This window comes from Rhodobacter sp. 4.3.4, from assembly GCF_058724655.1.
Genome location: NZ_CM178967.1, coordinates 175,001 through 197,848, shown reverse-complemented (window position 1 = coordinate 197,848; position 22,848 = coordinate 175,001). Strand labels below are relative to the sequence as shown.

The window sequence follows — 22,848 nt, the reverse complement described above, 5'->3', positions numbered from 1 at the left end:
AGGATGGCATGGCACGGCTGTTTCTGCATATCGGGGCGCACAAGACCGCCACCAGCTATCTGCAGGCGCTGTTTCACCACAACCGGCAAGAGCTGGCGGCGGCAGGGCTGCACTATCCCGTCATCGGCCCCAACAACGCGCATCACGCGCTGGCCGCCTCCTGGCTTGACATGATTGACCTGCCGCCCGGGTTCTTTGGCTCCGAAGGCCCCGACGGGCTGTGGGAGCGGGCGATCCTGCGCCCCTATGCGACGCGCCCCGGCACGGTGTTCCTGTCTGCCGAAAACTTCTCGCGTTTTGATCCACAGCGCGTGGACATGGCGGCGCTTGCGCGTCGTCTGGCGGTGTTCGAGGAGGTGCGCATCGTCTATACCCTGCGCGGGCAGGCCGAGATGCTGGCCTCGCTTTGGGTGCAGATCGCGCGCAGCCGCAAGGCCCCGACCCTGCGCCGCTATCTGGAGCGGGCCTTCGCGACCGGCATGGGCGGGGGCGTGACGCTGGATCATCACGCCGTCTATCAGCACCTGCGGAGCGGCTTCCGGCCCGAGCAGATCATCCTGCTCGATTATGACGAGATCCGCCGCCGTCCCGGGGGCGTGGCGCAGGCGTTTCTGGACCTGATGGGGGTCCCGCTTCGGGCGGAGACCCTGACACCGCCCCCGGCCGAGACGCATAACGTCTCCCCCGATGCGCTGTCGCTCTGGCTGGCGTGCCAGATCTGTCGCGACGGCCCCCCGCCCGAAGACCTGATCGCCTTGACCGGGACGGTGCTGCATGGCGCCGCGCCGCGGCCGACGACCCTGCTCAGCCAAAGCGAATATGACAAGCTGCGCGCCAAGTTCCGCCGCGACAATGCCCGATTGGGCGCGCTGGTCGCCCCCTGGCAACCCGGCTTCCGCTTTGATCCGCCGCCGCCGCCCGAGACGCTGCTCTACCGCGACCAGATCCCGCCCCATGTCTGGCCCGATATCGCCGCGGCCTTGTGGGCGAAATCGGAACCGCCCGGGTTGCCGGGCTTGCTGCGGCGCGCCGCGCGCAAGCTGATCGTCTCCCACGGCACCGCCTCCGGGCGGGAGGTGGTGAAAACGCCCCGGTCGTAACCGGTCATTCCGTCACCAGGGGCTTACAGCGACCAGATGCTGACATCGCCATCGGCAAATCGGAAATATTCCACACCGATCAGGCTGTCGGTATCCTCGGCGCCGGTGATGGTGACGCTGGTGGCCGAGGTGCGGGTCAGCGTATAGGCAGCGCGAGTGCCGCTGTAGATCGCGTAATCGGACCCGGCCCCACCATCCAGCGTGTCATTGCCCGCCCCGCCCTGCAGCAGATCGGTCTCGGCGCCGCCAAACAGGAAGTCGTCGCCCCCCAGACCCATCAGCGTGTTGCGCCCGGCAGAGCCGGTCAGCCGGTCCCCGAACCCGGAGCCAACCAGGTTCTCGATCTCGTAATACAGGTCGCGGGCCGCATCCCCCCCGGTACCCAAGCCGGTTTCCGCGCCAGTCGACAGCGACGCCGTCACCCCGGCAGTGGACCGGAAATAGGTCACCGTATCGATCCCCGCACCGCCGAAATAACGCTCCAGCCCGCCGGTCGAGCCAACGAACCAGTCGTAATCGCCACCCCCCCGGAAGTCATTTTCGGCGTCGTCGCCCCAGAACACATCGGCCCGGCTGGTGCCGGTGATACGTTCGATCCCGATATAGCTGTGGCCCGCCGCCAGATTGGTATTGTTGGCGGTGTTGCCCAGATCGATGACCACGCCGGTGGTGATCGCCGCGACCGGCGGCCGCCCGTCGGACAGCAACGGATCGACCGATACCGCGGTCGCCGCAGTGACCCAATCGACATAGGAGACCATGTCCGAGCCGGTGCCGCCATCATAGGTATCGGCGCCCGTGGTGGCGACGAACCAGTCGAAATCGCCCATCCCCCGCAAGTCATCCGCCGCGGAGCTGCCCTTGATCCGGTCGGCGTAGCTTGTGGCCGTCACCCGCTCGACATCGTGGATTTCGTAGACATCGACGCCCGAGGTGGTGGCCCGCCCCGTGGTCAGGTCCAGATCCAGCCGATATTGCACAGTCGTGCGGCCGGGGGTGTCGGGCAGGCTGACAAAGCTGACCATGTCACGCCCGTCGCCGCCATGGATCGTGTCCGACCCGGTGCCCGGCGTGATCCAGTCATTCCCGCCCAGCGCCTCGATGCGGTCGCTTGCGGCGGTGCCATTCAGCGTCTCGCCAAGATCGGTGCCGATGACCGGGGCGGGGCCAAAATTGCTCCGCAGCGCGGCCGCCTCGGCCCAGGTCAGGGTCCGATCGGTAAAGACGACGAATTCCACGTCATTGCTGATGAAATCCACGCCCTCGGCCGTTCTCAGCAGGATGCTGCCCGGCCCGGAGCTGGCCGTGGCGGCGGTCGAGGCGACGCCCAGCACCACCCGGTCGATGCCTTCGCCGCCATAAAGCGTGTCATTGCCGCCCAGCCCCGCCAGGGTGTCGTTGCCGCCCCCCCCGGACAGCCGGTTGGCTCCGGCGTTGCCGCGGATATCGTTGGCAATCTGATTGCCCGCCAGCGCCAGCCCATCGGTCCCGGTCGCGTAGAGCCGTTCGACAAAGCGGGTCGAACTGATCGCATAGGAAATCGAGGTCAGAACCGTATCCGTCCCTTCCCCGGCCAGCTCGAACACCAGATCCCCGGCGCTGTCGACGCGATAGATGTCATCGCCGAGGAAGCCGCGCAGACTGTCCTCGCCGCCGCCGCCCTCCAGCCGGTTGGCACCGTTGTTGCCGCGCAGGTCATTGTTCGTCGCCGAGCCGGTCAGGTTCACCGCCGTGGTCGTCGCCTGATCGTCCACCCGCAGCATCTCGACCTCGGCGGTGCTGGCGAGCGCGAAGCTGACCGTGGTGCGCACGATATCCATGCCGCCCCCGGCGGCCTCGGTCACCCGGCTGGCCCCATGCCGCACATAATAGGTGTCATCCCCCGCCCCGCCCGTCATCGTGTCGGCGCCGCCACCGCCGCGCAGCGTGTCAAGGCCAGCGCCACCGTCCAGCACCGTCGCCAGCGCCCCGGCGTAAAGGTTGTCGTTGCCCTCGCCGCCGAACAGCGTATCGCTGCCCTCATCCGCGCGCAGCACGTCATTGCCGCTCTCGCCATGCAGGCTGTCATTGCCGCCGCTGCCAAGCAGGCTGTCATCGCCTGCACCGCCATAAAGCGTGTCATTCCCGGCCTCGCCGGTCAGCGTGTCGTTGCCAGCGCCCGCCAGAAGACTGTCGGCCCCCTCGCCCCCCAGCAGGTTGTCGGCCCCAAGACCGCCATCCAGCGTGTCATTGCCGCCATAGCCGAACAGACGGTCATCTCCCCCGCGCCCGGTCAGGCGGTTGCGCCCGTCATTGCCCCGCATCTCATTGGCGCCGTCATCGGCGGCAAGATCGATGGCGGTGGTCGCGGCCTGATTGGTGGTGGCCAGAAACTCGATCCCGTTCACCGCGCCGATATCGATCGACACCGAGGCCCGCAGCGTGTCGACCCCCTGCCCGGCCAATTCGCGGACCACGCTGCCCAGGCCATCGACCACATAGAGGTCGTTGCCCAGGCCGCCTTCCATCGTGTCAGCCCCGGTGCCGCCTTCCATGCGGTCATTGCCAGCGCCGGCCTGCATCAGATCGGCTTCGGTGCCGCCATAAAGGGCGTTGTCGCCCCCGCCACCGTACAGACTGTCACGGCCCAAGCCGCCATAAAGACTGTCATTGCCAAGGTCCGCGGTCAGCGTGTCGTCGCCATCCTCGCCGTGCAGCAGATCGGCCCCGGCGCCCCCTGCCAGGCTGTCATGGCCGCTGCCGCCATACAGGGTGTCGTTGCCGTCATCGCCACGCAGCACATCATTCCCGAGGAAGCCGAAGACCTGGTCATGCCCGGCCCGGCCCGACAGGATGTTGCGACCGTTGTTGCCGCGGATTTCATTGTTCAGATCGGTGCCCGACAGGTGGATCGTGCCGGTGCCGCTCTGGTTTGTGGTGTTCAGCACCTCGATCTGGCCGGTCGCGCCCGCATCGTAAGAAACGGCCGCGCGAATGGTGTCGCGGCCTGCATTGGCGGCTTCGATCACCACATCCCGGGCGTCCTCGACCGTGTAGGCGTCGTCGCCCGCGCCACCCTCGAGCGTATCGCTGCCCGTTCCGCCCTCCAGACTGTCATTGCCGCTGCCGCCGCGCAGCAGGTCGCTGCCCGCCTCGCCCTGCAGCCGGTCATTGTCGGCATCGCCATGAAGCGTGTCATTGCCGTCCCCGCCCAGCAGCGTGTCCAGCCCGTCCCCGCCATACAGGACATCATTGCCCAGATCGGCCAGGATGCGGTCATGCCCGCCCAGTCCCGAAAGCACGTTATGGCCGGTGTTGCCGCGCAGCACGTTGGACTTGGCATTGCCCGTGCCGTTGATATTGGCCGTCTCCTGCAGGGTCAGGTCTTCGATATCCTCGGCCAGCGCATAGGTGACATAGCTTCGCACCAGATCCTGGCCGCCCTGATCCACACTGCCCGCGCGTTCATTGACGATGTCGCCGACATTGTTGACGATATAGCAGTCGTCACCGGCGCCCCCGTTCATGGTGTCGACGCCATAGCCTCCGTTCAGGGTGTCATTGCCGCCATAGGCGTTCAGCACCTCGTTTTCGAGAAAACCCACCCTGTCGGCTGAAATGTCATCATTGCCCGCCGTGCCATTGATCGGCGGGGTCGGCTCGCTCGAGACCAGCGACAGGTTGCGGAACTGGGCCGCGAAGGCCTCGGGCGATTGTTCGCGGTAAACCCCGAACTGGGCATAGGCGCCGATCGCGTCGTTATAGCCCAGCGGGCCGCTGTAATCGACGATCTGCACCCCGTCGAGAAAGACCCGCAACCGCCCCTCGCCGCCGATGGCATCATCGAACACCATCTCGAAACGGATGTTGTAGAACTGGCCGCGGACGATCGGGTCGTCGGCCAGATACATCTGGATATTGGGCGGCGACACCACGGTGCTGGCATTCTGATCGGCCCGGCCGACGATTCCCAGCCGTTCGCCGCGCAGCTGCAGCGCCAAAGGCGGGCTGGCCGCGGCCGAATCAAGCAGCGTGCCATCGGCGGCGATGTCCTCGGTCTGGTGGAACTGCGCCAGCAAAAGCCAGTCGGCGGTGTTGCTGGCGCCGGGTTCGACCATGAAATCGAAGTCAAAGGTGAAGGCCCGGCCTTCCTGCAGTTTCTGCAGCGTCACAAGTTCGCTGCGGTTCTTGCCCTGCGCCTCGTCGCTGTCGGGATCGGTGCCCCTGGGATTGACGTAATAGTCGCCGTCCCGGACCTCGAACCGATAGGTTCCGTCCCCGGAGACGGACTGGCTCCAGCTTTCGCCCGCGTTCTTGTAGAAAAAGGTATCTTCAGACAGAAAACTCATGCGGCACTCTCAAGTTCGGGCACGGGGGGAGGCAGGTCAGGCAAATGCGTCACGACGCGCGGATCAGGCGCGCCGGAGAAGTCAGGCGGCACCGGGCCAGATCAGAGCCTGGGCACGGCCGCAACTTTACCAGTCCGGGCCTGGCGACGAATGTTCTTGAGATCGCCAACGCCAGCATGTTCAACTGGCGAAATGGCCGCCCCGACCGGGGCGAGCCAAAAACCCGATGCGGCCCGGATCAGGCGCGCACCAGCATGACGTCGTTGTACATCATGCTTTGCAGGGCAATATAGCGGAATTTCCACGGATTGTCGAGGCAGAACTCGTGCACGGCGCGGGCCACCCCGCAATGGAACATCGATGTGGCCGACCAGACGGTATAGTCGTTGAACACCATCACGCCTTCCGGCTTCAGCTTCGGAACCGCCGCGCGGATGTCGCGCATCACCCCGTCATAGGTGTGGTCGCCGTCGATATAGATCATGTCGAAATAGCCGTCGGGCATCTTGCTCAGGTTGGTGGAACTGTCGCCTGCATGGGTTTTGATCCGGCCGTCGTGCCCGGCAATCGCCTGCAGCACGGCGCTGTTGGTCAGACGCGTCAGGTCCATGTCGAACAGATGCAGCCGCTCCGGCTGACACCGGTTCAGGATCTCGAGCGAAAAATCACCGCGGTCCACCCCCACCTCGGCGATCACGCCGCCCTTGGGCAGCCGGTCAAGAATGGCAAAGCGGTTCGGCAGAACCTCGCAGCCGACCAGCTTTTCCGCCGGCAGGGCCGGTGCGGGGTTGTGATAACGCCCCTTCTGGGCGGTAAACTCCTTCAGCGCGCTGGCAAAGGCCCGCCGCTTCCGTTCGACCTCTTCGAAGGTGATCTTGGGGGGGGTAGTGGACGGGATCGACATGTCGGACAACCTCAAAGCTGAAAGAAGGCGCGGGTAAAGGTTTCGATGTCATGCGGCCGCACCGATTGCGACAGCGCCTCGCGCGCGGCGGGATCGTCGGCCTCGGCAAAGGCGATGACCTCCGCAAGCGCCTCGCGCATGTCGGCATGGACATGGGGCGCGAACAGCGACCGGGCACCGGGCCAGTCATGCACCACCGGCAGGCAGCCCGAGGCCATCGCCTCCGTCACCGAGGTGTGACACCCCTCGCTGTCGGAGGAGGACAGGATGGTGCCGATGCCGCGATACCATTCCTCCATGTCCGGGCCGGCCGGGTCAAACCGCACGGCCCCCGCCAGAAGCGGATCGGACTGCAGGCGGGCGAATACCGCCGTGAACCGCGCCCGGTCCTCGGGGCGGTTGTTCCAGACCCAGTCGATCTTCCACGGCATGACGCTGCGCACCGCCAGACGAAAGCGCGGATCTCTGGCCCGCAAGGCCGCCACAAATTCGACTGCGCGGTCAAAGCGCTTGTGTTCGAACGGGTTGATCCCGACCAGGCCAAGGGTGAAACGGGCCGCAGGCAGTTTCGGACGGCGCAATTCATGCCAGTCGATGAACTGCGGCATCACATGGACCCGGGCCGGGTCAAGGCCATGGCCCTGCACCATCAGGTCGCGGAAATGCTCCGACACCACGATCAGCGCATCGACCGCCGACCAGTTCACCCGCGCGGGAAAATCGCGAAACGCCTCGAACCGGTGCAGGCGCAGGATCAGCCGGGTCCCCGGACGTTTGTTGTGGCTGTGCCAGACCGCATTTTCGCAGACCCATTCGCAGAACACCGTATCCACCCCGGCGGGAACCTGCGGCGCGGCGGCGGGCCGGGAGGTGTCCAGCCAGGGCTGCAGATCCAGCCGCACCTGCGGGGCGCCCTGCACCCGGTCGAGGAAAGGCTGCAGAAACTTGGGATCATGGGTGGCCAGAAGGATATGGCGCGGCCGGGGGCTCAGCGGCGCGGCGGGGGCCACCGCCCCGCCCTCGGTCTGGATCACATGGCCCGGGCCGAGGATCGCGCGCCCCAGGGCACCGGCCAGCCGATCGGCCGAGAACCGGGCCGCAACCTCGGCGATACGGGCGCGGGCGCGCAGATGATCGGGCCCGCCCTTGCCGCGCAGCATGGCAATCACTCGCGCCTCGACATCCTCGGTCACGATATCCAGCAGATAGGGATAATCCGCCCCGAACAGCGCCCGGTTCAACGCGGTGTCATTCAGGATCGGCACCACGCCCGCGGTGCAGAATTCGACGATCTTGGTGGAAATCTCGATCACGTCATCATAGCGGTCATGGCGCAGGCACCAGGCAAAATCCGCTTCGGCCATCAGGGCCTTGGCGGTCGCATGCGGGACACCTGTCACCACCGAGACCTGCGGCAGCCGCCCTTCCGCAACATCGGCGCGAAAGCCATCCATCGCCTTGAAGAAGTCGGGATAGCGGGGCCGCCAGGTGTCCTTGCCGGCAATCAGGCTGACCTTCAGCGCCAGATCGGGCGTGGCCTCGGCCCCCAGACGACGGGCCAGCGCGATCAGCCAGTCCAGACCGTAATGCAGGTCGATCTTGCCGGAATAGCACAGCACCGCCGCCCGCGGATCGCGCCGGGGGGGCGGGGCCCCGGCATCGTGGAACACGATGGGCGGCACCACATGCACCACATGCGCGGGATAATCGAACAGCGATTCCATCGCCCGCTTGGCCGGCTCGCTTTGCACCACGAAGGGCGTGCGCCCGGCCCGCCCCCGCACCAGCCAATCCGGTTCGGGCCGCGAGATGTCGGGAATGGCCCCCGGAGCATAGCCGATGACCCGCGGCGCCAGATCGGGATCGGCCAGCAGCACCGACAGAAAGTCTTCGCCGCGCACGAAGAACCTGTCGAAACGGCCGCGCGCCTGTTCCCAGTCGCGCAGGCTGCGCACCAGCGTCGCAGGCTCCAGCACCGCCGGATGCAGCCCCGTCACGCGGGCGATCTCGGTCGCATCGATCAGCCGCAGGCTGGCTGGCACCTCATCCGCCAGGATGCGGTCGGTCAAAGGATACCGCAACAGCACCGTCACCTCGAGCCCGGGCAGACGCGCCATCAGCTTGCAGACATTGAGCAACCAGATCGTCGAGCCATCGATCAGGTTGAAATTCTGTTCCGCCAGGATTGCGACCTTCATGCCTGCCCTCCGTCAACGGGTGCAAGACCGGCGGGCGGCCCGATTTCCTCGACCAGTGCCGCCACCGTGCGAAACAGCGGCGCCTCGGAGCGGTGCACGGGGCCACGGACCTGCACTCGCCAGCCGCGGTCGGTGGCGATCCGCACCGCATCCATGATCTGCCGGTTCAGCCGCATGTCGTCGATCGACCACAACCCGGCCCACGCGCCCCCCGGGGGCGCCGCCTGCAGCCCGGCCCAATCAATGACAAACCGCCCGGGTTCGGCCCGGGCCAGAACGTCCAGCAGGTTGGTCCGGGTCAGCACCGTCACCCAGGCGGCATCGGCGGGCGGATGCGCGGCCTCGGGCCCGATCCAGGCCAGATGGCCCTGCCCCAGATCGCGTTGCAGCGCGACAGAGGGCAGGATCGACAGATCGAATCCGCGCGGCGTCCCTGACGCGGCGAAGCCGGTCGCCGCAGCCGAGGCCGCAAGCTCGCCGAACAGCCCGGCATTGCGGAGGCGCTCGGCATCGGCCACAAGGTCCAGCTCGCGCAGGATCGGCCGCACCCGGCGGCTCCAGTCCAGATCCGGGTTCAGCGGCCGCAGGAGCGCCGGATGCCCCTGGGTCAGGGCCTTGTGCACCATCGCGGCCAGGGCCGGAATATCGCCTTCGGGGAACAAGCTGCCGTTGATCTCGGCGGCGATCTCGGCCAGGGGCGGCAGATCGGTCATGAACACGGGCAGCGACCAGGCCGCGGCGGTATAGGGTTTTACCGGCGGCACGATCTCGGTCATCCGGTCGCGGCCACGGGGCAGGATGAAGGCGTCGCACAGCGGGTAATAGGCGGCCGCATCGGCCTCGGGCAGTTGCGGCACGAATGTCACCGCACCGGCGATTCCAAGATCGGCCGCCAGCCGACGCAGCCGGTCCTGCGCCGGGGACGCCCCGCCGCCGGTCTGCGCCACCAGCCCCTTCGGCGCATCCGATCCCACGATCAGCAGCCCGGTATCCAGCGCCGGTCCATGCGCTCCGCCCCGACGCAGCAGCGCCGTCAGATGCAGCAGGTCTTCGGTCCGCTCATAGGCGGACAGCGAGCCGATATAGCCCAGCAGATAGCGCGTCCGGCACCCGATCGCCTCGCGCGTCAGCCGCCGTGCCGCCTTGGGGCGCAGCGGCAGGCCATTGGGCACCAGATGGATGCGGCCCTCGGGCACTCCCGTCTGCACCAGCGTCTGGCGCAGCGGCCCGTTCAGGGTGAAGACGGCACGGGCCGATTTGGCGATCTCCGCCTCGTGGCGGCGCGCGGTCCGCTCCGCCTCGGTTTCCGCGGTGCCGTCCATGTCCCAAAGGCCGCGCTGCTCATAAAAGAACGCGGCCCCGGTCCGCCCCGCGGCCCGCCGGGCAGGTTCGGCATTTTCCCAGCTGGACGCCGCCAGAACCGCCGCAGGCCGGAAGGCATAGAAGGCCTCGGTCAGGATATCGGCCGCAGCCCGGATCCGCGCGGTCGGGGTGGCGCCGGGCAGCGGCGGCAGCGGCAGACAGATGTGGCGCAGCCCGTCGATGCGCTGATCCAGCGGCACCTCGGTCTCGGCCGGAAACCCCTCGATATCCCAGGGGCGGCCCGGGCGGGTGAAGACGATCACCTCATGTCCCGCGTCGGCCAGCGCGCGGGCCACCGCATCGGTGCGCACGGCATAGCCATTGCTGGACCAGGGCTGACTGTGACTGACGACATAGGCCAGACGGCGTGGAAAGCGCCAGTTGCCCGCCGATCGGGCCGGATTGCTCATGCCTGTCCCTCCGGCATCATCGGGTGGATCGAGCGTTTCTCGTCCCAGCCGGCGGTCAGATAATGGATCACCGGATTGATCCCGGCCGCCCGCACATCCGGGTAAAGCCGCAGGTAATGCATGGTGGAAAAGCCGGGACCGGGATCGCGGCCATCCAGCAGGCCCCAGTTCAGGAAATGCCGCGCCGGGTCGGCGCCACTGTCGCGCACATCCGGATACTGCCGCAGATACCAGTCCGCATCGAACAGGCCGGACTGGCGCAGCACCTTCAGCTGCCAGCGCTTCGCAAGCGGGGGCAGCAGCCGCATCAGACCCCGGGTCAGCAAACCGGGCCGGGCCGGGCGCCGGAACGGCCGGGGTCGACGGCCAATCAGGCTGATGGCCAGCCGCTCCTGGGTTTTTGCAGCCAGGAACAGCGCCTCATGACGACGCTGCATCTCCAGAAGGACGGGGGGGATCCCCTCGACCGAGGCACGGGCAGAAGAGGACTGTTCAGGGCGTAGCACGTGACATCCCGGATGGTCTATGGTTGTGTCAGTTTGATTAAAAATAACGGATGGATCGAAAGTGGCCTTGATGCGCCATGAAGTAAAGAAAATTCCAGTGCGGATCGCCGCCACGTCCCGGGCCGGAACCGGAGCGGCAGGCAGGGGATGACCCTGCGCAACGCCGTGGCCCGGCCCCTGCACCGGGCGCTGCACAGGGCGCTGCCAGGCCGTTGGCGGCTGCCGCAGGCGTTCGACGCCGGGTGGTATGCTCGGCAATATCCCGATCTGGCGGGCGCGCGCGGCGGGGTGTGGCTGCATTGGCTCAGACACGGCCGCCATGAGGGCCGCCTGCCCTGCGCCATCGCCGCCGCCGAAGCCGAAGCCGCGCTTTGGGCCGGGGATGGCACGGCGCTGGCCACGCTTGATCGGCTGAGCCGGGCGGACCAGCCGCCCGAACGGCTTTGGGCGCGGCTGGCGCTGGCACGGGTCGCGGCAGCCACCAGCGACTGGGGCGGCGCGGCGCGCTGGCTGGACCCTCTGGACCCGGTGGCGGATCTTGAACACCATCTGGGCCTGCCGGGGCCGCTGCTGCTCTGGGCCGAAATCTGCTGGCATCTGGGCCGGCGCCAGCACGCCGAGCGGCTGTTGCGCCAGACCGCGCGGGCCTTTGGCCAAGGGGCGGCCCTGCGCCTGGCCCGGGCCGGGCTGGCGCTGTCGGCCCCCGGGGGCACCCCCGCGGCCTGGCGGCGGCCTCTGGCCCCGCTCTACCGCTCTGCCGGTCTGGCAATACCTGTGCCGGAGAGCGCCGTCGGCGACAGCGCCTTTGATCGGCTGACGGCCGCCCCCGGTCCGGTGATCCCCGATGGGCCGCTGGTGAGCGTGATCCTGCCCAGCCGCAATGCCGGCGCCATGCTCGACACCGCCCTGTCGGGGCTGGTCGCACAAAGCTGGCGCCAGCTGGAGATCCTGGTCGTCGACAACGGCTCGCAGGATGACACCGCATCGCGTCTGGCGCGATGGCAGGCGCGCGACCCGCGGATCCGCGTGATCGACGGTGCGGCGGCGCGGGGGGCCTATGGCGCGCGCAACCTTGGCCTGCAACAGGCGGCGGGGGCGATGATCGCGCTGCATGACGCCGATGACTGGTCGCACCCCGATCGGATCGCCCGCCAGATGCAGATGCTGCGCAGCGCCCCCGACGCACCGGCCTGTCTGTCGTTCTGGGCCCGGATGACCGAGGCGCTTTTGCCCACCGGCCTGCGCCCGGATGTGGGGATCGTGCATCCGAACCTGTCATCCCTGCTGATGCGACGCGCGGTGGTGGACAGGATCGGCTATTGGGATCAGGTCCGCAGCGCGGCAGACAGCGAATATCTGGCCCGGATCGCCCGCGTCTATGGCGCGACGGCCATTCGCCCTGTCTTGCCCGGGGTGCCGCTGGCTTTTGGCCGGGTCTGGCACGGCTCGCTGACGCGCGCGGCCGAAACCGGGCTGTTTACCCAAAGCGGGGCGGCGGCGCGGACCGCCTATCTGGCCGCGGCCGCCGCATGGCATGCGGCCGATCCCGCCCCCTATCTGCCCGCCGGTCCCGGCCCACGCCCCTTTGCCGTTCCGCCGCAGCTGGAGCCCGCCCCGGCCGCCGCCCGTGCAGGGGAGGCCAAAGCATGAAGCGGCTGTGGCGACTGTGGCGCGACCGGGCCCGCCTGCGCAACACGCCCCTGTTCGACGCGGACTGGTATCTGAGCAGCTATCCCGATCTGACCGGCCTGCGTCGGCTGGGGCGAAGCTGGACGGTGGATCCGGCCTGGCATTACCTGACCCATGGCGCGGCCGAGGGGCGCGACCCCGGCCCGCTGTTTTCCAGCAGCGGTTACCGGCTCCAGGCCGAGACCGGCCGACAAAACCCGCTGCTGCACCATCTGGACCGGCTGCAGGCCAACACGGCGCTGCCACAGGCTGGGCTGCCCAGCCTGCCCGGCATGCTGACGCACCAGCAGGGGCCGGTGCTGCTGGTCTTTGCACATCAGGCGCTTGGTCAGCAGTTCGGGGCAGAGCGCAGCCTGCTGCACCTGCTGGACCGCGCGCTTCGGGCGGGGATGGTGCCAGAGGTGGCGCTGCCGCAATGCCTTGACCCCGGCTATCTGGCGGCGATCCGGGCGCGGGCGCGCCGGGTGCATGTGCTGCCCTGTCCCTGGCGGCGGGCCGGTCGGGTGCCGCATCCGGCCACGCTGGCCCGGATCGAGGGGCTGATCCGCGACAGCGGCGCCATCGAGCTGCATCAGAACACGCTGGTGCTGGACGCGCCGCTGCTGGCGGCCCGCCGCGCCGGGGTCCCGGCGGTGGTGCATCTGCGCGAACGCCCCGATCAGGATGACGAACTTTGCGCCCGGCTGGGGCAGCGGGCGGAGCCCCTGCGCAGGGCCTTGCTGGCACAGGCCGACCGTTTCATTGCCAATTCCGAAGCCACGGCGCGTTGGATCGACCCGGAGGGGGCCATGCCCTCCGACCGGCTGGTGGTGCTGCCCAACAGCGCCGACCCGGATCTTGCCGCCCTGCCTTTCGCGCCCCAAAACCCGCTGCGGGTCGGGCTGATCGGATCGAACACCGCCAAGAAGGGGATCGGCGATCTGCGCGCCGTGGCGCAGCTGGCGGCGGCGCGGGGGCTGGCGCTTCGCTTCGTGCTGATCGGGCCTGCGACGGCGGATCTGGCGGCCCTTGGCCCTTTGCCCGACAACCTGCAGCATGCGGGCTATGCCGACGGCCCCGTGGCTGCGCTGGCGCAAGTCGATGTGGTGCTGAGCCTGTCGCATTTCGCCGAAAGTTATGGCCGTACCGTGCTGGAAGCCCTGACGGCGGGGCGGCCGGTGATCTGCTATGATCGCGGCACGCCGCCGGCGCTTTTGGGCGACAGCGGGGCGGGCCGGGTGGTGGCGGCCGATGACCCGGCAGCGGTGGTGGCGGCGCTGGCGGAGCTGACCGCTTCGCCGGATTTGTTGGCGGTGGCTTCGGCGGCGGCGCGGGCGCGGGCCGCCGATCTGGCTGCGGCGGCCGGGGCCGTGCCGGATGCCCTTATTTTCGGCGTCCCGCGGATTGAGCAGCAAACATGAGCCCGGCAACGGCTGTTCAGTTGCAATTTCAGGGCACGTCGCTATCAAGGTTGGTGTTTGACGCTTCCATAAGGACAGATTTGTGAAAATTCTGATCGTTTTTGGGACCCGGCCTGAAGCCATCAAGATGGCGCCTGTCGTCAAGACCCTGCAAGCCACCCCCGGCCTGAAGGTGCATGTCTGCGTCACCGGCCAGCACCGGCAGATGCTGGACCAGGTTCTGGCGCTGTTCGGCATCGTGCCCGATGTCGATCTGAACATCATGAAGCCCGGACAGGATCTGACCGATATCACCGCCGCGATCCTGACCGCGCTGCGGGATGTCCTGGCCAACGGCGCCTATGACCGGCTTTTGGTGCATGGCGACACCACGACCACGATGGCGGCCTCGCTTGCGGCGTTTTATGCGCGTGTTCCGGTTGGCCATGTCGAGGCGGGGCTGCGCACCGGCAACATTTTCGCGCCCTGGCCCGAGGAAATGAACCGTCGTCTGGTCGGACGCATCGCCGATCTGCATTTCGCACCGACGGAAACCGCCCGTGCCGCCTTGCGGGCCGAGGGCGTGGCCGACGGGGCGATCCATGTGACCGGAAACACGGTGATCGACGCGCTGCAAGAGGTGGTGGCGCGCCTGCGGGAAGATGAGGGCCTGCAAGCCGATATCGCGACGCGGTTTCCCTTCCTGGATGCGCCGGGCGGGCGGCGGATGATCCTGGTCACCGGCCACAGGCGCGAAAACTTCGGCACCGGCTTTGAACAGATCTGCCAGGCCTTGAAACGCATCGCCGCCGCGCGTGAGGTGCAGGTGGTTTATCCCGTGCACCTGAACCCCAATGTGCAGGAACCGGTGCGCCGGATCCTGGGCGATGCGCAGGCGGTGCATCTGATCGCACCGCAGGATTACCTGCCTTTTGTCTGGCTGATGGACCGGGCGCATCTGATCATCACCGACTCGGGCGGGGTGCAGGAAGAGGCGCCGGCGCTTGGCAAGCCGGTGCTGGTGATGCGCGAAACCACCGAACGCCCCGAGGCGCTGGCGGCGGGCACCGTAAGGTTGGTCGGGACCGACGCCGACCGGATTGAAACCGAGGCGCTGCGCCTTCTGGACGACCCGGCGGCCCATGCCGAAATGGCCCGGGCCCTGAACCCCTATGGCGACGGCCAGGCATCGCGGCGGATCGCCGCCGTGCTGCAACCCTGACCCACGCAAGGAGAGGTACAGATGTTCAAGACGATCTCGATGGTGGGTCTGGGCTATATCGGGCTGCCCACGGCGGCGTTGTTTGCCGCGCGCGGGATGGACGTGATCGGGGTGGACGTGTCGCCCCGCGTGGTGGACACCATCAACGCAGGCCAGATCCACATCGTGGAACCGGAACTGGCGGGCATCGTGCATATCGCAGTGGCCGCGGGCAAGCTGCGCGCGACACTGGTGCCCGCACCGGCCGATGCCTTCATCGTCGCCGTGCCCACCCCTTTTGCCGAGGGGCATCAGCCAGACCTGAGCTTCATCCGCGCGGCCTGCGAAAAGATCGCCCCGGTGCTGGCAAAGGGCAATCTGGTGATCCTGGAAAGCACCTCTCCGGTCGGGGCCACCGAGCAGATGGCGGCCTGGCTGGCAGAGCTGCGCCCCGATCTGAGCTTTCCGCAACAGGCGGGCGAGGCGGCCGAGGTTCAGGTCGCACATTGCCCCGAGCGGGTTCTGCCGGGCCAGGTGGTGCGGGAACTGGTGGAAAATGACCGCATCATCGGCGGCATGACGCGCCGCGCCTCGGAGATGGCGGTTGCATTGTACAAGATTGTGGTGCGGGGCGATTGCGTCATCACCGACGCCCGCACGGCCGAAATGTGCAAGCTGACCGAAAACGCCTCGCGCGATGTGCAGATCGCCTTTGCCAACGAACTTTCGATGATCTGCGACCGGCTTGGCATCGACGTATGGGAATTGATCCGGCTGGCCAACCGCCATCCGCGGGTCAACATCCTGCAGCCGGGGGCGGGCGTCGGCGGACATTGCATCGCGGTGGACCCCTGGTTCATCGTCGCCTCTGCCCCCGAAGAGGCACAGCTGATCCGGGCGGCGCGGCAGCGCAATGACAGCAAGCCGCATTGGGTGCTGAACAGTAAGCGATGGTTTTCCCCATTGAGATTGCGGCTTTTGAAGCCGTTCGGGTCGCCTGACAGGGCTTCGTTTGCGGCTTAAGCTGCAGTTTTGATTGCAGCCTTGGGGAAGTTCCACGGGAGCAGCGCGTCGATCTGGGAGTTCGGATGCCCGGCGGCAATCGCTTCGAGCGTGGATTTCAGCCAAGCATAAGGCTCTACACCGTTCAGCTTGCAGGTGCCGATGACCGAGGCGAAGCGCGCCCAGGACTGTCCGCCCTCGTCATGGCCGGCAAAGAGGGCGTTCTTGCGGCCAAGGGTCAGCGGCCGGATGCGGTTCTCGATGAGGTTCGAGTCCATCTCGATCCTGCCGTCTCCGGCGAAGAGGATGAGGCCGGGCCAGTGTTCGAGGACATAGGCAGCGGCCATCCCGAGGTTCGATTTTGCCGGGAGCCGGGCCGCCTGTTGCAACAACCAGGGGTGCATCGCCGTCAGCAGCGGCACCGAGCGTTCCTGCCGGGTCGCCAGGCGGGCCTCAGGGCTCTGGCCACGGACTTCCTTTTCGAGGACATAGAGTTCGGCGATCCGGTTCAGGGCCTCGTCGACGAAAGAGGATCCTGCGGCGGGGCGCGCGTCGATCAGCTTGCGCCTTGCGTGTGCCCAGCAGAAGGCGAGTTGCACCCGGCCCCCTTCAGCCCGTCGGCCATCGGCGAGGCGGTTGTACCCCGTGTATCCATCGACCTGCAGCACACCCTCGAAGCCCTTCAGCATCGTCTCGGCGTGAATGCCGGCCCGGCCGGGGGCATAGGTGAACACGACCCCCGGCGGGTCGGCGCCGCCCCATGGCCGATCGTCCCGCAACATCGCCCAGATAAAGCCTTTCTTCGTCTTGCCCGTGCTGGGCGCCAGAACCGGCATCGTGGTCTCGTCGGCAAAGAGCTTGCCCGAGCGTTTCAACTCCGCGGCCATCCTGTCGACGATCGGGGCGATGTGGAAACTGACCTTGCCCATCCAGTCGGCCAGGGTCGAACGGTCGATCTCGATCCCCTGCCGGGCCATGATCTGGCTTTGGCGGTATAGGGGCAGGTGATCGGCGAATTTGGCCACCGCCACATGCGCCAGGAGTGCCTCGGTGGCCAGACCACCTTCGATCAGGGCGGGGGCTGGCGGCGCCTGACGGATCCCGGCGCGCCCCTTCGGGCAGGCGTAGCGGGGGCGAATGGTGATGATCAGCCGGAATTGCGCGGGCGTCACGTCGAGCCGTTCCGACCGGTCTTCTCCGATCCGCACCATCTGCCCGCAGCCGCAAGGGCAGCTCAGATCCTTCGGCTCAAGCACCCGTTCTTCGCGCGGCAGATCCTTCGCCAGAGACCGCGGGCCACGCGGTGTCCGCGCCGGGCGTTCCCCGGTCCGGGTCGAGACGGCCGTGTCGTGCTCTTCTGTCGCCGTAGCCAGCGCCACTTCGATATCCTCGAATGCCAGTTCCATCTGCTCGGGATGCAGCTTCTCGGAACGCGGCCCGAAACGGGCGCGCTGAAGCTCCCGCACCAGATGTTCAAGCCGCGCGTTGCGGCTCTTCAATTCGGCATTCTCCAGCGCAAGCGCCTGAACCTGCGCCTCGAGCGCCGCGCGCAAGGCGGGCGGCAACTGGGCCAGAAGATCGGGGTCGAGCGCGGTGGACATGGACCGATTTTACCCGAGGAACCGCCCCGAACCCAGCAAAACAAGGGGATTGATTCAACACGCCGCAGTCGGCGGGGCAATGCGCTGCGCCATCATCCGGCGCCAATCCAGACCTTCGAAGAGCGCCTCGAACTGCGCCCGCGAGAGCCGCATCGCCCCGTCCTGCACCTTCGGCCAGACGAAGCTGCCGCTCTCCAGCCGCTTGTAGATCAGCACCAGGCCGCTGCCATCCCACACAAGGATCTTCAACCGGTCACCGCGCTTCGATCGGAACACCACCGTCAAACCGGAATGCGGATCGAGCTTCAGCTCGTTCTGGACCTTCGCCGCCAACCCGTCATGGCCACAGCGAAAGTCCACAGGCCGTGTCGCGATCACGATCGGCATCCTTTGGCCGGGGATGATCATCCGCGCCGCGCCCCAAGTGCCCCGGCGATCTCGGCCAGCTGTGCGGCCGACACCGTGGCAGGCAGGCGGATCGTCACTTCGCCGAACGCGATCTCGATCCGATCATCCCGGATCGCCTGAGGGGCCGCCGACCCGCCATCCAGCATCAGCGGCACGAAGGCGCCGACATCCGGAACGCCGGACACGTCCGGTGGCAGACCGAAACGCCCCTCGCGCGCCATCCGCCGCCAAGTGGTCAGTTGCGACGGAAGCAGGCGATACTTCCGCGCCACGTCACCGACCCGGGCGCCGGGAACGTAGCTCTCCATGACAATCCGCAGCTTCTCCTCGTCAGGCCACGTCCGCCGCCCCATCGTCTCGTCCAGGACCCGAAACGATCCCATGAACCCTTCGCCCATCTCTTGCCTCCGCACGCAGTCGCGCGAAGGATCAACCGCAAACGCTCAGGCGGAAAGCTTCGACCTCAATGGGGAAAACCATCGCTTACGCTGAACAAGGGCCGCACCGCCCTGTTCGAAGCGCTGGCGGCCGACCCGTCGCGCAGCCTGTCGCAGATGACGGTCGCCTGTCTTGGCCTGTCGTTCAAACCCAACATCGATGATCTGCGCGAAAGCCCCGCGCTGGAGATCACCCGCGCCTTCGGGCAGCTGGGCTGCCAGGTTCTGGCGGTGGAGCCGCATGTCGAGACCCTGCCCGCCGCGCTCGACGGCCTGCCCGTGCAGCTGGTCGGTCTGGAGGCGGCGCTTCAGGCCGATGTGATCTGCGTGCTCGTCCGCCATGACGGCTTTGCCGACCTGCCCGCACGCCTGCCCGCCGGCGCGCGGCTGATTGATGTCGTCGGGCTGGTCTAGGTCCAGTCCCGCTATCTATCCTGGTCGCGGCGGATGTTTCGCAGGCAAAATGAGGTGGTCCCCGCCAGCGGCATTTTGCGAAGCTTGCCGCCAATGCAGACGCGGACGCACAGCGCGGCTGGCAAACCGAAGAATGGCAGCCGGGTATCAAGGCGAAGGTGGCGCTTTTGGCCATTCGTGGCGAGGCGACGATCGCCGATCTGGTGGGAGCACCCCGAGCGCAGGCGCTCGAGGGCATTGCCGCGTTTCTCTTGGGCAAGAGCTCCAGACTGCGGCGTCGGTGATCAAACGAACAGGGGATGCCGCCGTTACGCGGCCTCGCCCCCGACGGATACGGCTTGCACCGTCAAATCGGGCGTCGGGAGCGCATGTGGACTGCAGGGATTTGCGTCGAATTCTAGGTGCCTCGTTCAGCCAGTTTCGCCTGCGCCTGCCCGCTTATGCGTGCTGGTGCGGTTTTTCTGGTGTGGTGTTTATGTGGCGTGATGCGCATGCGGCTGAAGGCCAAGGGCCACGCCGCCAGCCCCCGCACCGCCCTCGATCTGTTGGCGCGCATCCATCGCCACCAGGCACGGATCGCCGACCGGAATCTCGAGGGCATCACCACACCGAGCCCCGAACAACTGGACCTCTTCGACACCCTCAACCTGCCGAAACCGACCTGAAATCCAGCCTGTAGTTACATTTTGGCCATCTTCGCCATAATGAAATCAATTACTTGGTCGTTTTTCTGTCGAAGTTGGGGGACTGGCGCGACGTGCTGAACGCAAGACGGGAAGCAAGCGCTGCGCACCGGGTCGACGCAGAGACGTGCGTTGCAGCGGGGAGATCGTCCAAAACACAAAAGCCCGCAGCGGTGCTACGGGCTTGAGGCAAATGACGTTGGTTGCGGGGGCAGGATTTGAACCTGCGGCCTTCAGGTTATGAGCCTGACGAGCTACCGGGCTGCTCCACCCCGCGTTAGTCCCGAGGGCTTTGTTTTGCGATCGGGGTATTTGGTATCGTTTTGAGAGAACGTTGGCTTCTTACTAGGTTTGGCGGTGACCTACTCTCCCACGTCTTGAGACGCAGTACCATCGGCGTGTTGGCCCTTAACGGCCGAGTTCGGGATGGGATCGGGTGTTTAGCCAACGCTATGACCACCAAACCGAGGAAGAAGCCATGTCCAAGTCGCGTATCAGGAGAAGCTCGCGTGCCGCGGATGCGGCCTCCGGCATTGCGCCTGCGCGGAGCGTTCTTTTCTAACCTTGTGTACACCTGCTTTTGATCATGAGCCTTGCTGCTACTGGATCAAATCAAGCCAATCGGGCAATTAGTACCGGTCAACTGAATGCATTGCTGCACTTACATCTCCGGCCTATCGACGTGGTGGTCTTCCACGGCCCTCAAGGGATACCTTGTTTTGAGGGGGGCTTCACGCTTAGATGCCTTCAGCGTTTATCCTGTCCGTTCATAGCTACCCAGCACTACCGTTGGCACGATAACTGGTCCACCAGTGGAACGTTCACCCCGGTCCTCTCGTACTAGGGGCAACTCCTCTCAAGTATCCTACACCCACGGCAGATAGGGACCGAACTGTCTCACGACGTTCTAAACCCAGCTCACGTACCTCTTTAAATGGCGAACAGCCATACCCTTGGGACCTGCTCCAGCCCCAGGATGAGATGAGCCGACATCGAGGTGCCAAACGATGCCGTCGATATGGACTCTTGGGCATCATCAGCCTGTTATCCCCAGAGTACCTTTTATCCGTTGAGCGATGGCCCTCCCACTTGGGACCACCGGATCACTATGACCGACTTTCGTCTCTGCTCGACTTGTCAGTCTTGCAGTCAGGCAGGCTTTTGCCATTGCACTCAACGACCGATTTCCGACCGGTCTGAGCCTACCTTCGCGCGCCTCCGTTACGATTTGGGAGGCGACCGCCCCAGTCAAACTCCCCACCATGCAGGGTCCCGGACCCGGATAACGGGCCGCGGTTAGACATCAAGAGTGCGAAGGGTGGTATCTCAAGGGAGCCTCCACCGAAACTGGCGTCTCGGTTTCAAAGGCTACCACCTATCCTGCACATCACAATCCTGATGCCAGTGCAAAGCTGGAGTAAAGGTTCATGGGGTCTTTCCGTCTAACCGCGGGTAGTGTGCATCTTGACACACAGTTCAATTTCGCTGAGTCCACGTTTGAGACAGCGGGGAGATCGTTACGCCATTCGTGCAGGTCGGAACTTACCCGACAAGGAATTTCGCTACCTTAGGACCGTTATAGTTACGGCCGCCGTTTACTGGGGCTTCAATTCGGAGCTTGCACCCCTCCTTTTAACCTTCCAGCACCGGGCAGGCGTCAGACCCTATACGTCGCCTTACGGCTTCGCAGAGCCCTGTGTTTTAAGTAAACAGTCGCCACCCCCTAGTTTGTGCCCCCCACCGATAGTTGCCTATCAATGGGGCCTCCTTCTCGCGAACTTACGGAGGCATTTTGCCGAGTTCCTTAAACGTGGTTCTCTCAAGCGCCTTGGTATACTCTACCTGTCCACCTGTGTCGGTTTAGGGTACGGTCATATGGAGGGCTATTTCCAGGGACACCGCAGCTGCCCGACCAATCCGATAAGGTCGAACAACAGTGAGCATCCGTCACATCCTCCTGGCCCACGAATATTAACGTGGTTCCCATCGACTACGCCTTTCGGCCTCGCCTTAGGGGCCGGCTTACCCTGCTCAGATTAGCTTTAAGCAGGAACCCTTGGACTTTCGGCGAGAGGGTCTCTCACCCTCTTTGTCGCTACTCATGTCAACATTCTCGCTTCTGATCACTCCACCGGATCCCTCACAGGCCGGCTTCACAGTCAGCACCTGTCCGACCAAGGCTTTCCCGAAGGAGAGCTAAAGTCGGGCGGTGCTATATCACAGAACGCTCCGCTACCACGTGCATTGCTGCACATCCAAAGCTTCGGCTCGTGGCTTGAGCCCCGTTACATCTTCGCCGCAGGATCTCTTGACTAGACCAGTGAGCTGTTACGCTATCTTTAAAGGATGGCTGCTTCTAAGCCAACCTCCTGGTTGTTTTGGAAATCCCACATGCTTTCCCACTTAGCCACGAATTGGGGGCCTTAGCTGTTGGTCAGGGTTGTTTCCCTCTTCACGACGGACGTTAGCACCCGCCGTGTGTCTCCCGGATAGTACTCTGCGGTATTCGGAGTTTACTTAGACTCAGTAAGGCTGTGGGCCCCCATCATCCATGTAGTGCTCTACCCCCGCAGGTATTCGTCCGAGGCGCTACCTAAATAGCTTTCGCGGAGAACCAGCTATCTCCAGATTTGATTGGCCTTTCACCCCTAGCCACACCTCATCCGGACCCTTTTCAACGGGTGTCGGTTCGGACCTCCAGTTGGTGTTACCCAACCTTCATCCTGGACATGGCTAGATCATCTGGTTTCGGGTCTGATCCCACGAACTCGTCGCCCTTTTAAGACTCGCTTTCGCTGCGCCTACACCTATCGGCTTAAGCTTGCTCGTAAGACCAAGTCGTTGACCCATTATACAAAAGGTACGCCGTCACTTCTCAAGGAAGCTCCGACTGCTTGTAGGCGTCCGGTTTCAGAAACTGTTTCACTCCCCTCGTCGGGGTGCTTTTCACCTTTCCCTCACGGTACTGGTTCGCTATCGGTCAGCAAGGAGTACTTAGCCTTCGAGGGTGGTCCCCCGATCTTCAGACAGGATTACACGTGTCCCGCCCTACTTAATGCGTCCGATCAAACTTCGTGTACGGGGCTGTCACCCATATCGCTGGCCTTTCCAGACCATTCCACTCGTTCTCACGGCTCGGCTGGTCCGCGTTCGCTCGCCACTACTAACGGAGTATCGTTGATTTCCTTTCCTCCGGGTACTTAGATGTTTCAGTTCCCCGGGTTCG

General features: G+C 65.6%; 14 protein-coding genes, 1 tRNA gene, 2 rRNA genes and 1 pseudogene (1 of these 18 running past the window's edge). 7 read left to right on the top strand and 11 right to left on the bottom strand.

The window, feature by feature from the left end:
- The first annotated feature begins 8 nt into the window (after positions 1 to 8).
- On the top strand, positions 9 to 1,100 hold the full coding sequence (locus tag AC4PTB_RS00915) for a sulfotransferase domain-containing protein (protein WP_492191258.1): 1,092 nt from the start codon (positions 9 to 11) through the stop codon (positions 1,098 to 1,100).
- Between the two features lie 23 nt (positions 1,101 to 1,123).
- On the opposite strand, the gene AC4PTB_RS00910 is transcribed toward AC4PTB_RS00915, so the two are convergent.
- The 5 genes from AC4PTB_RS00910 to AC4PTB_RS00890 all read right to left on the bottom strand — a co-directional run bounded on the left by AC4PTB_RS00910 (position 1,124) and on the right by AC4PTB_RS00890 (position 10,922).
- Positions 1,124 to 5,428 (bottom strand): heparin lyase I family protein, encoded by a 4,305-nt coding sequence (locus AC4PTB_RS00910; RefSeq protein WP_492191257.1) that lies wholly within the window; start codon positions 5,426 to 5,428, stop codon positions 1,124 to 1,126.
- A gap of 238 nt (positions 5,429 to 5,666) precedes the next feature.
- Positions 5,667 to 6,332, bottom strand: a complete 666-nt coding sequence (locus AC4PTB_RS00905; protein ID WP_492191256.1) for a class I SAM-dependent methyltransferase — start codon at positions 6,330 to 6,332, stop codon at positions 5,667 to 5,669.
- A gap of 11 nt (positions 6,333 to 6,343) precedes the next feature.
- Positions 6,344 to 8,530: a glycosyltransferase gene (locus AC4PTB_RS00900; RefSeq protein ID WP_492191255.1), complete on the bottom strand. Its 2,187-nt coding sequence runs from the start codon at positions 8,528 to 8,530 to the stop codon at positions 6,344 to 6,346.
- On the bottom strand, positions 8,527 to 10,302 hold the full coding sequence (locus AC4PTB_RS00895) for a glycosyltransferase family 4 protein (protein WP_492191254.1): 1,776 nt from the start codon (positions 10,300 to 10,302) through the stop codon (positions 8,527 to 8,529). The genes AC4PTB_RS00900 and AC4PTB_RS00895 overlap by 4 nt, the downstream gene beginning before the upstream one ends.
- Positions 10,299 to 10,922: a hypothetical protein gene (locus AC4PTB_RS00890; protein ID WP_492191253.1), complete on the bottom strand. Its 624-nt coding sequence runs from the start codon at positions 10,920 to 10,922 to the stop codon at positions 10,299 to 10,301. The genes AC4PTB_RS00895 and AC4PTB_RS00890 overlap by 4 nt, the downstream gene beginning before the upstream one ends.
- 33 nt (positions 10,923 to 10,955) lie before the next feature.
- Here AC4PTB_RS00890 and AC4PTB_RS00885 point away from each other — a divergent pair, with 33 nt between their 5' ends.
- The 4 genes from AC4PTB_RS00885 to wecC all read left to right on the top strand — a co-directional run bounded on the left by AC4PTB_RS00885 (position 10,956) and on the right by wecC (position 16,100).
- A complete protein-coding gene (locus tag AC4PTB_RS00885) occupies positions 10,956 to 12,458 on the top strand; it encodes a glycosyltransferase family 2 protein (protein ID WP_492191252.1) in 1,503 nt (500 codons plus the stop codon).
- The gene (locus tag AC4PTB_RS00880; protein ID WP_492191251.1) at positions 12,455 to 13,897 is read left to right on the top strand and encodes a glycosyltransferase family 4 protein; all 1,443 of its coding nucleotides are present in this window, start codon (positions 12,455 to 12,457) and stop codon (positions 13,895 to 13,897) included. The genes AC4PTB_RS00885 and AC4PTB_RS00880 overlap by 4 nt, the downstream gene beginning before the upstream one ends.
- 127 nt (positions 13,898 to 14,024) lie before the next feature.
- On the top strand, positions 14,025 to 15,098 hold the full coding sequence (gene wecB, locus AC4PTB_RS00875; RefSeq protein ID WP_492191250.1) for a non-hydrolyzing UDP-N-acetylglucosamine 2-epimerase: 1,074 nt from the start codon (positions 14,025 to 14,027) through the stop codon (positions 15,096 to 15,098).
- 21 nt (positions 15,099 to 15,119) lie between these two features.
- A complete protein-coding gene (gene wecC, locus AC4PTB_RS00870; RefSeq protein ID WP_492191249.1) occupies positions 15,120 to 16,100 on the top strand; it encodes a UDP-N-acetyl-D-mannosamine dehydrogenase in 981 nt (326 codons plus the stop codon).
- On the opposite strand, the gene tnpC is transcribed toward wecC, so the two are convergent.
- From tnpC to AC4PTB_RS00855, 3 genes are read right to left on the bottom strand one after another with little or no spacing between them, the layout of a single operon-like run.
- Complete coding sequence (tnpC, locus tag AC4PTB_RS00865) at positions 16,097 to 17,680, bottom strand: IS66 family transposase (RefSeq protein ID WP_492191248.1); 1,584 nt, start codon at positions 17,678 to 17,680, stop codon at positions 16,097 to 16,099. The genes wecC and tnpC overlap by 4 nt on opposite strands.
- A gap of 54 nt (positions 17,681 to 17,734) precedes the next feature.
- On the bottom strand, positions 17,735 to 18,067 hold the full coding sequence (tnpB, locus tag AC4PTB_RS00860; protein WP_492191247.1) for an IS66 family insertion sequence element accessory protein TnpB: 333 nt from the start codon (positions 18,065 to 18,067) through the stop codon (positions 17,735 to 17,737).
- A 17-nt stretch (positions 18,068 to 18,084) separates the two neighbouring features.
- Positions 18,085 to 18,486 (bottom strand): transposase, encoded by a 402-nt coding sequence (locus AC4PTB_RS00855; protein WP_492191246.1) that lies wholly within the window; start codon positions 18,484 to 18,486, stop codon positions 18,085 to 18,087.
- A 156-nt stretch (positions 18,487 to 18,642) separates the two neighbouring features.
- Here AC4PTB_RS00855 and AC4PTB_RS00850 point away from each other — a divergent pair, with 156 nt between their 5' ends.
- Together AC4PTB_RS00850 and AC4PTB_RS00845 are read left to right on the top strand one after the other, a co-directional pair.
- Positions 18,643 to 18,939 (top strand): UDP binding domain-containing protein, encoded by a 297-nt coding sequence (locus AC4PTB_RS00850; RefSeq protein ID WP_492191245.1) that lies wholly within the window; start codon positions 18,643 to 18,645, stop codon positions 18,937 to 18,939.
- 458 nt (positions 18,940 to 19,397) lie between these two features.
- Positions 19,398 to 19,604, top strand: a pseudogene (locus AC4PTB_RS00845) (IS1634 family transposase); the annotation flags it as partial.
- Between the two features lie 218 nt (positions 19,605 to 19,822).
- Here the strand turns inward: AC4PTB_RS00845 and AC4PTB_RS00840 are convergent.
- The 3 genes from AC4PTB_RS00840 to AC4PTB_RS00830 all read right to left on the bottom strand — a co-directional run.
- A tRNA-Met gene (locus tag AC4PTB_RS00840) sits at positions 19,823 to 19,899 on the bottom strand.
- A 72-nt stretch (positions 19,900 to 19,971) separates the two neighbouring features.
- Positions 19,972 to 20,086 (bottom strand): 5S ribosomal RNA (gene rrf / locus AC4PTB_RS00835).
- Positions 20,087 to 20,230: 144 nt separating this feature from the next.
- A 23S ribosomal RNA gene (locus tag AC4PTB_RS00830) occupies positions 20,231 to 22,848 on the bottom strand; it runs 217 nt beyond the window's last position.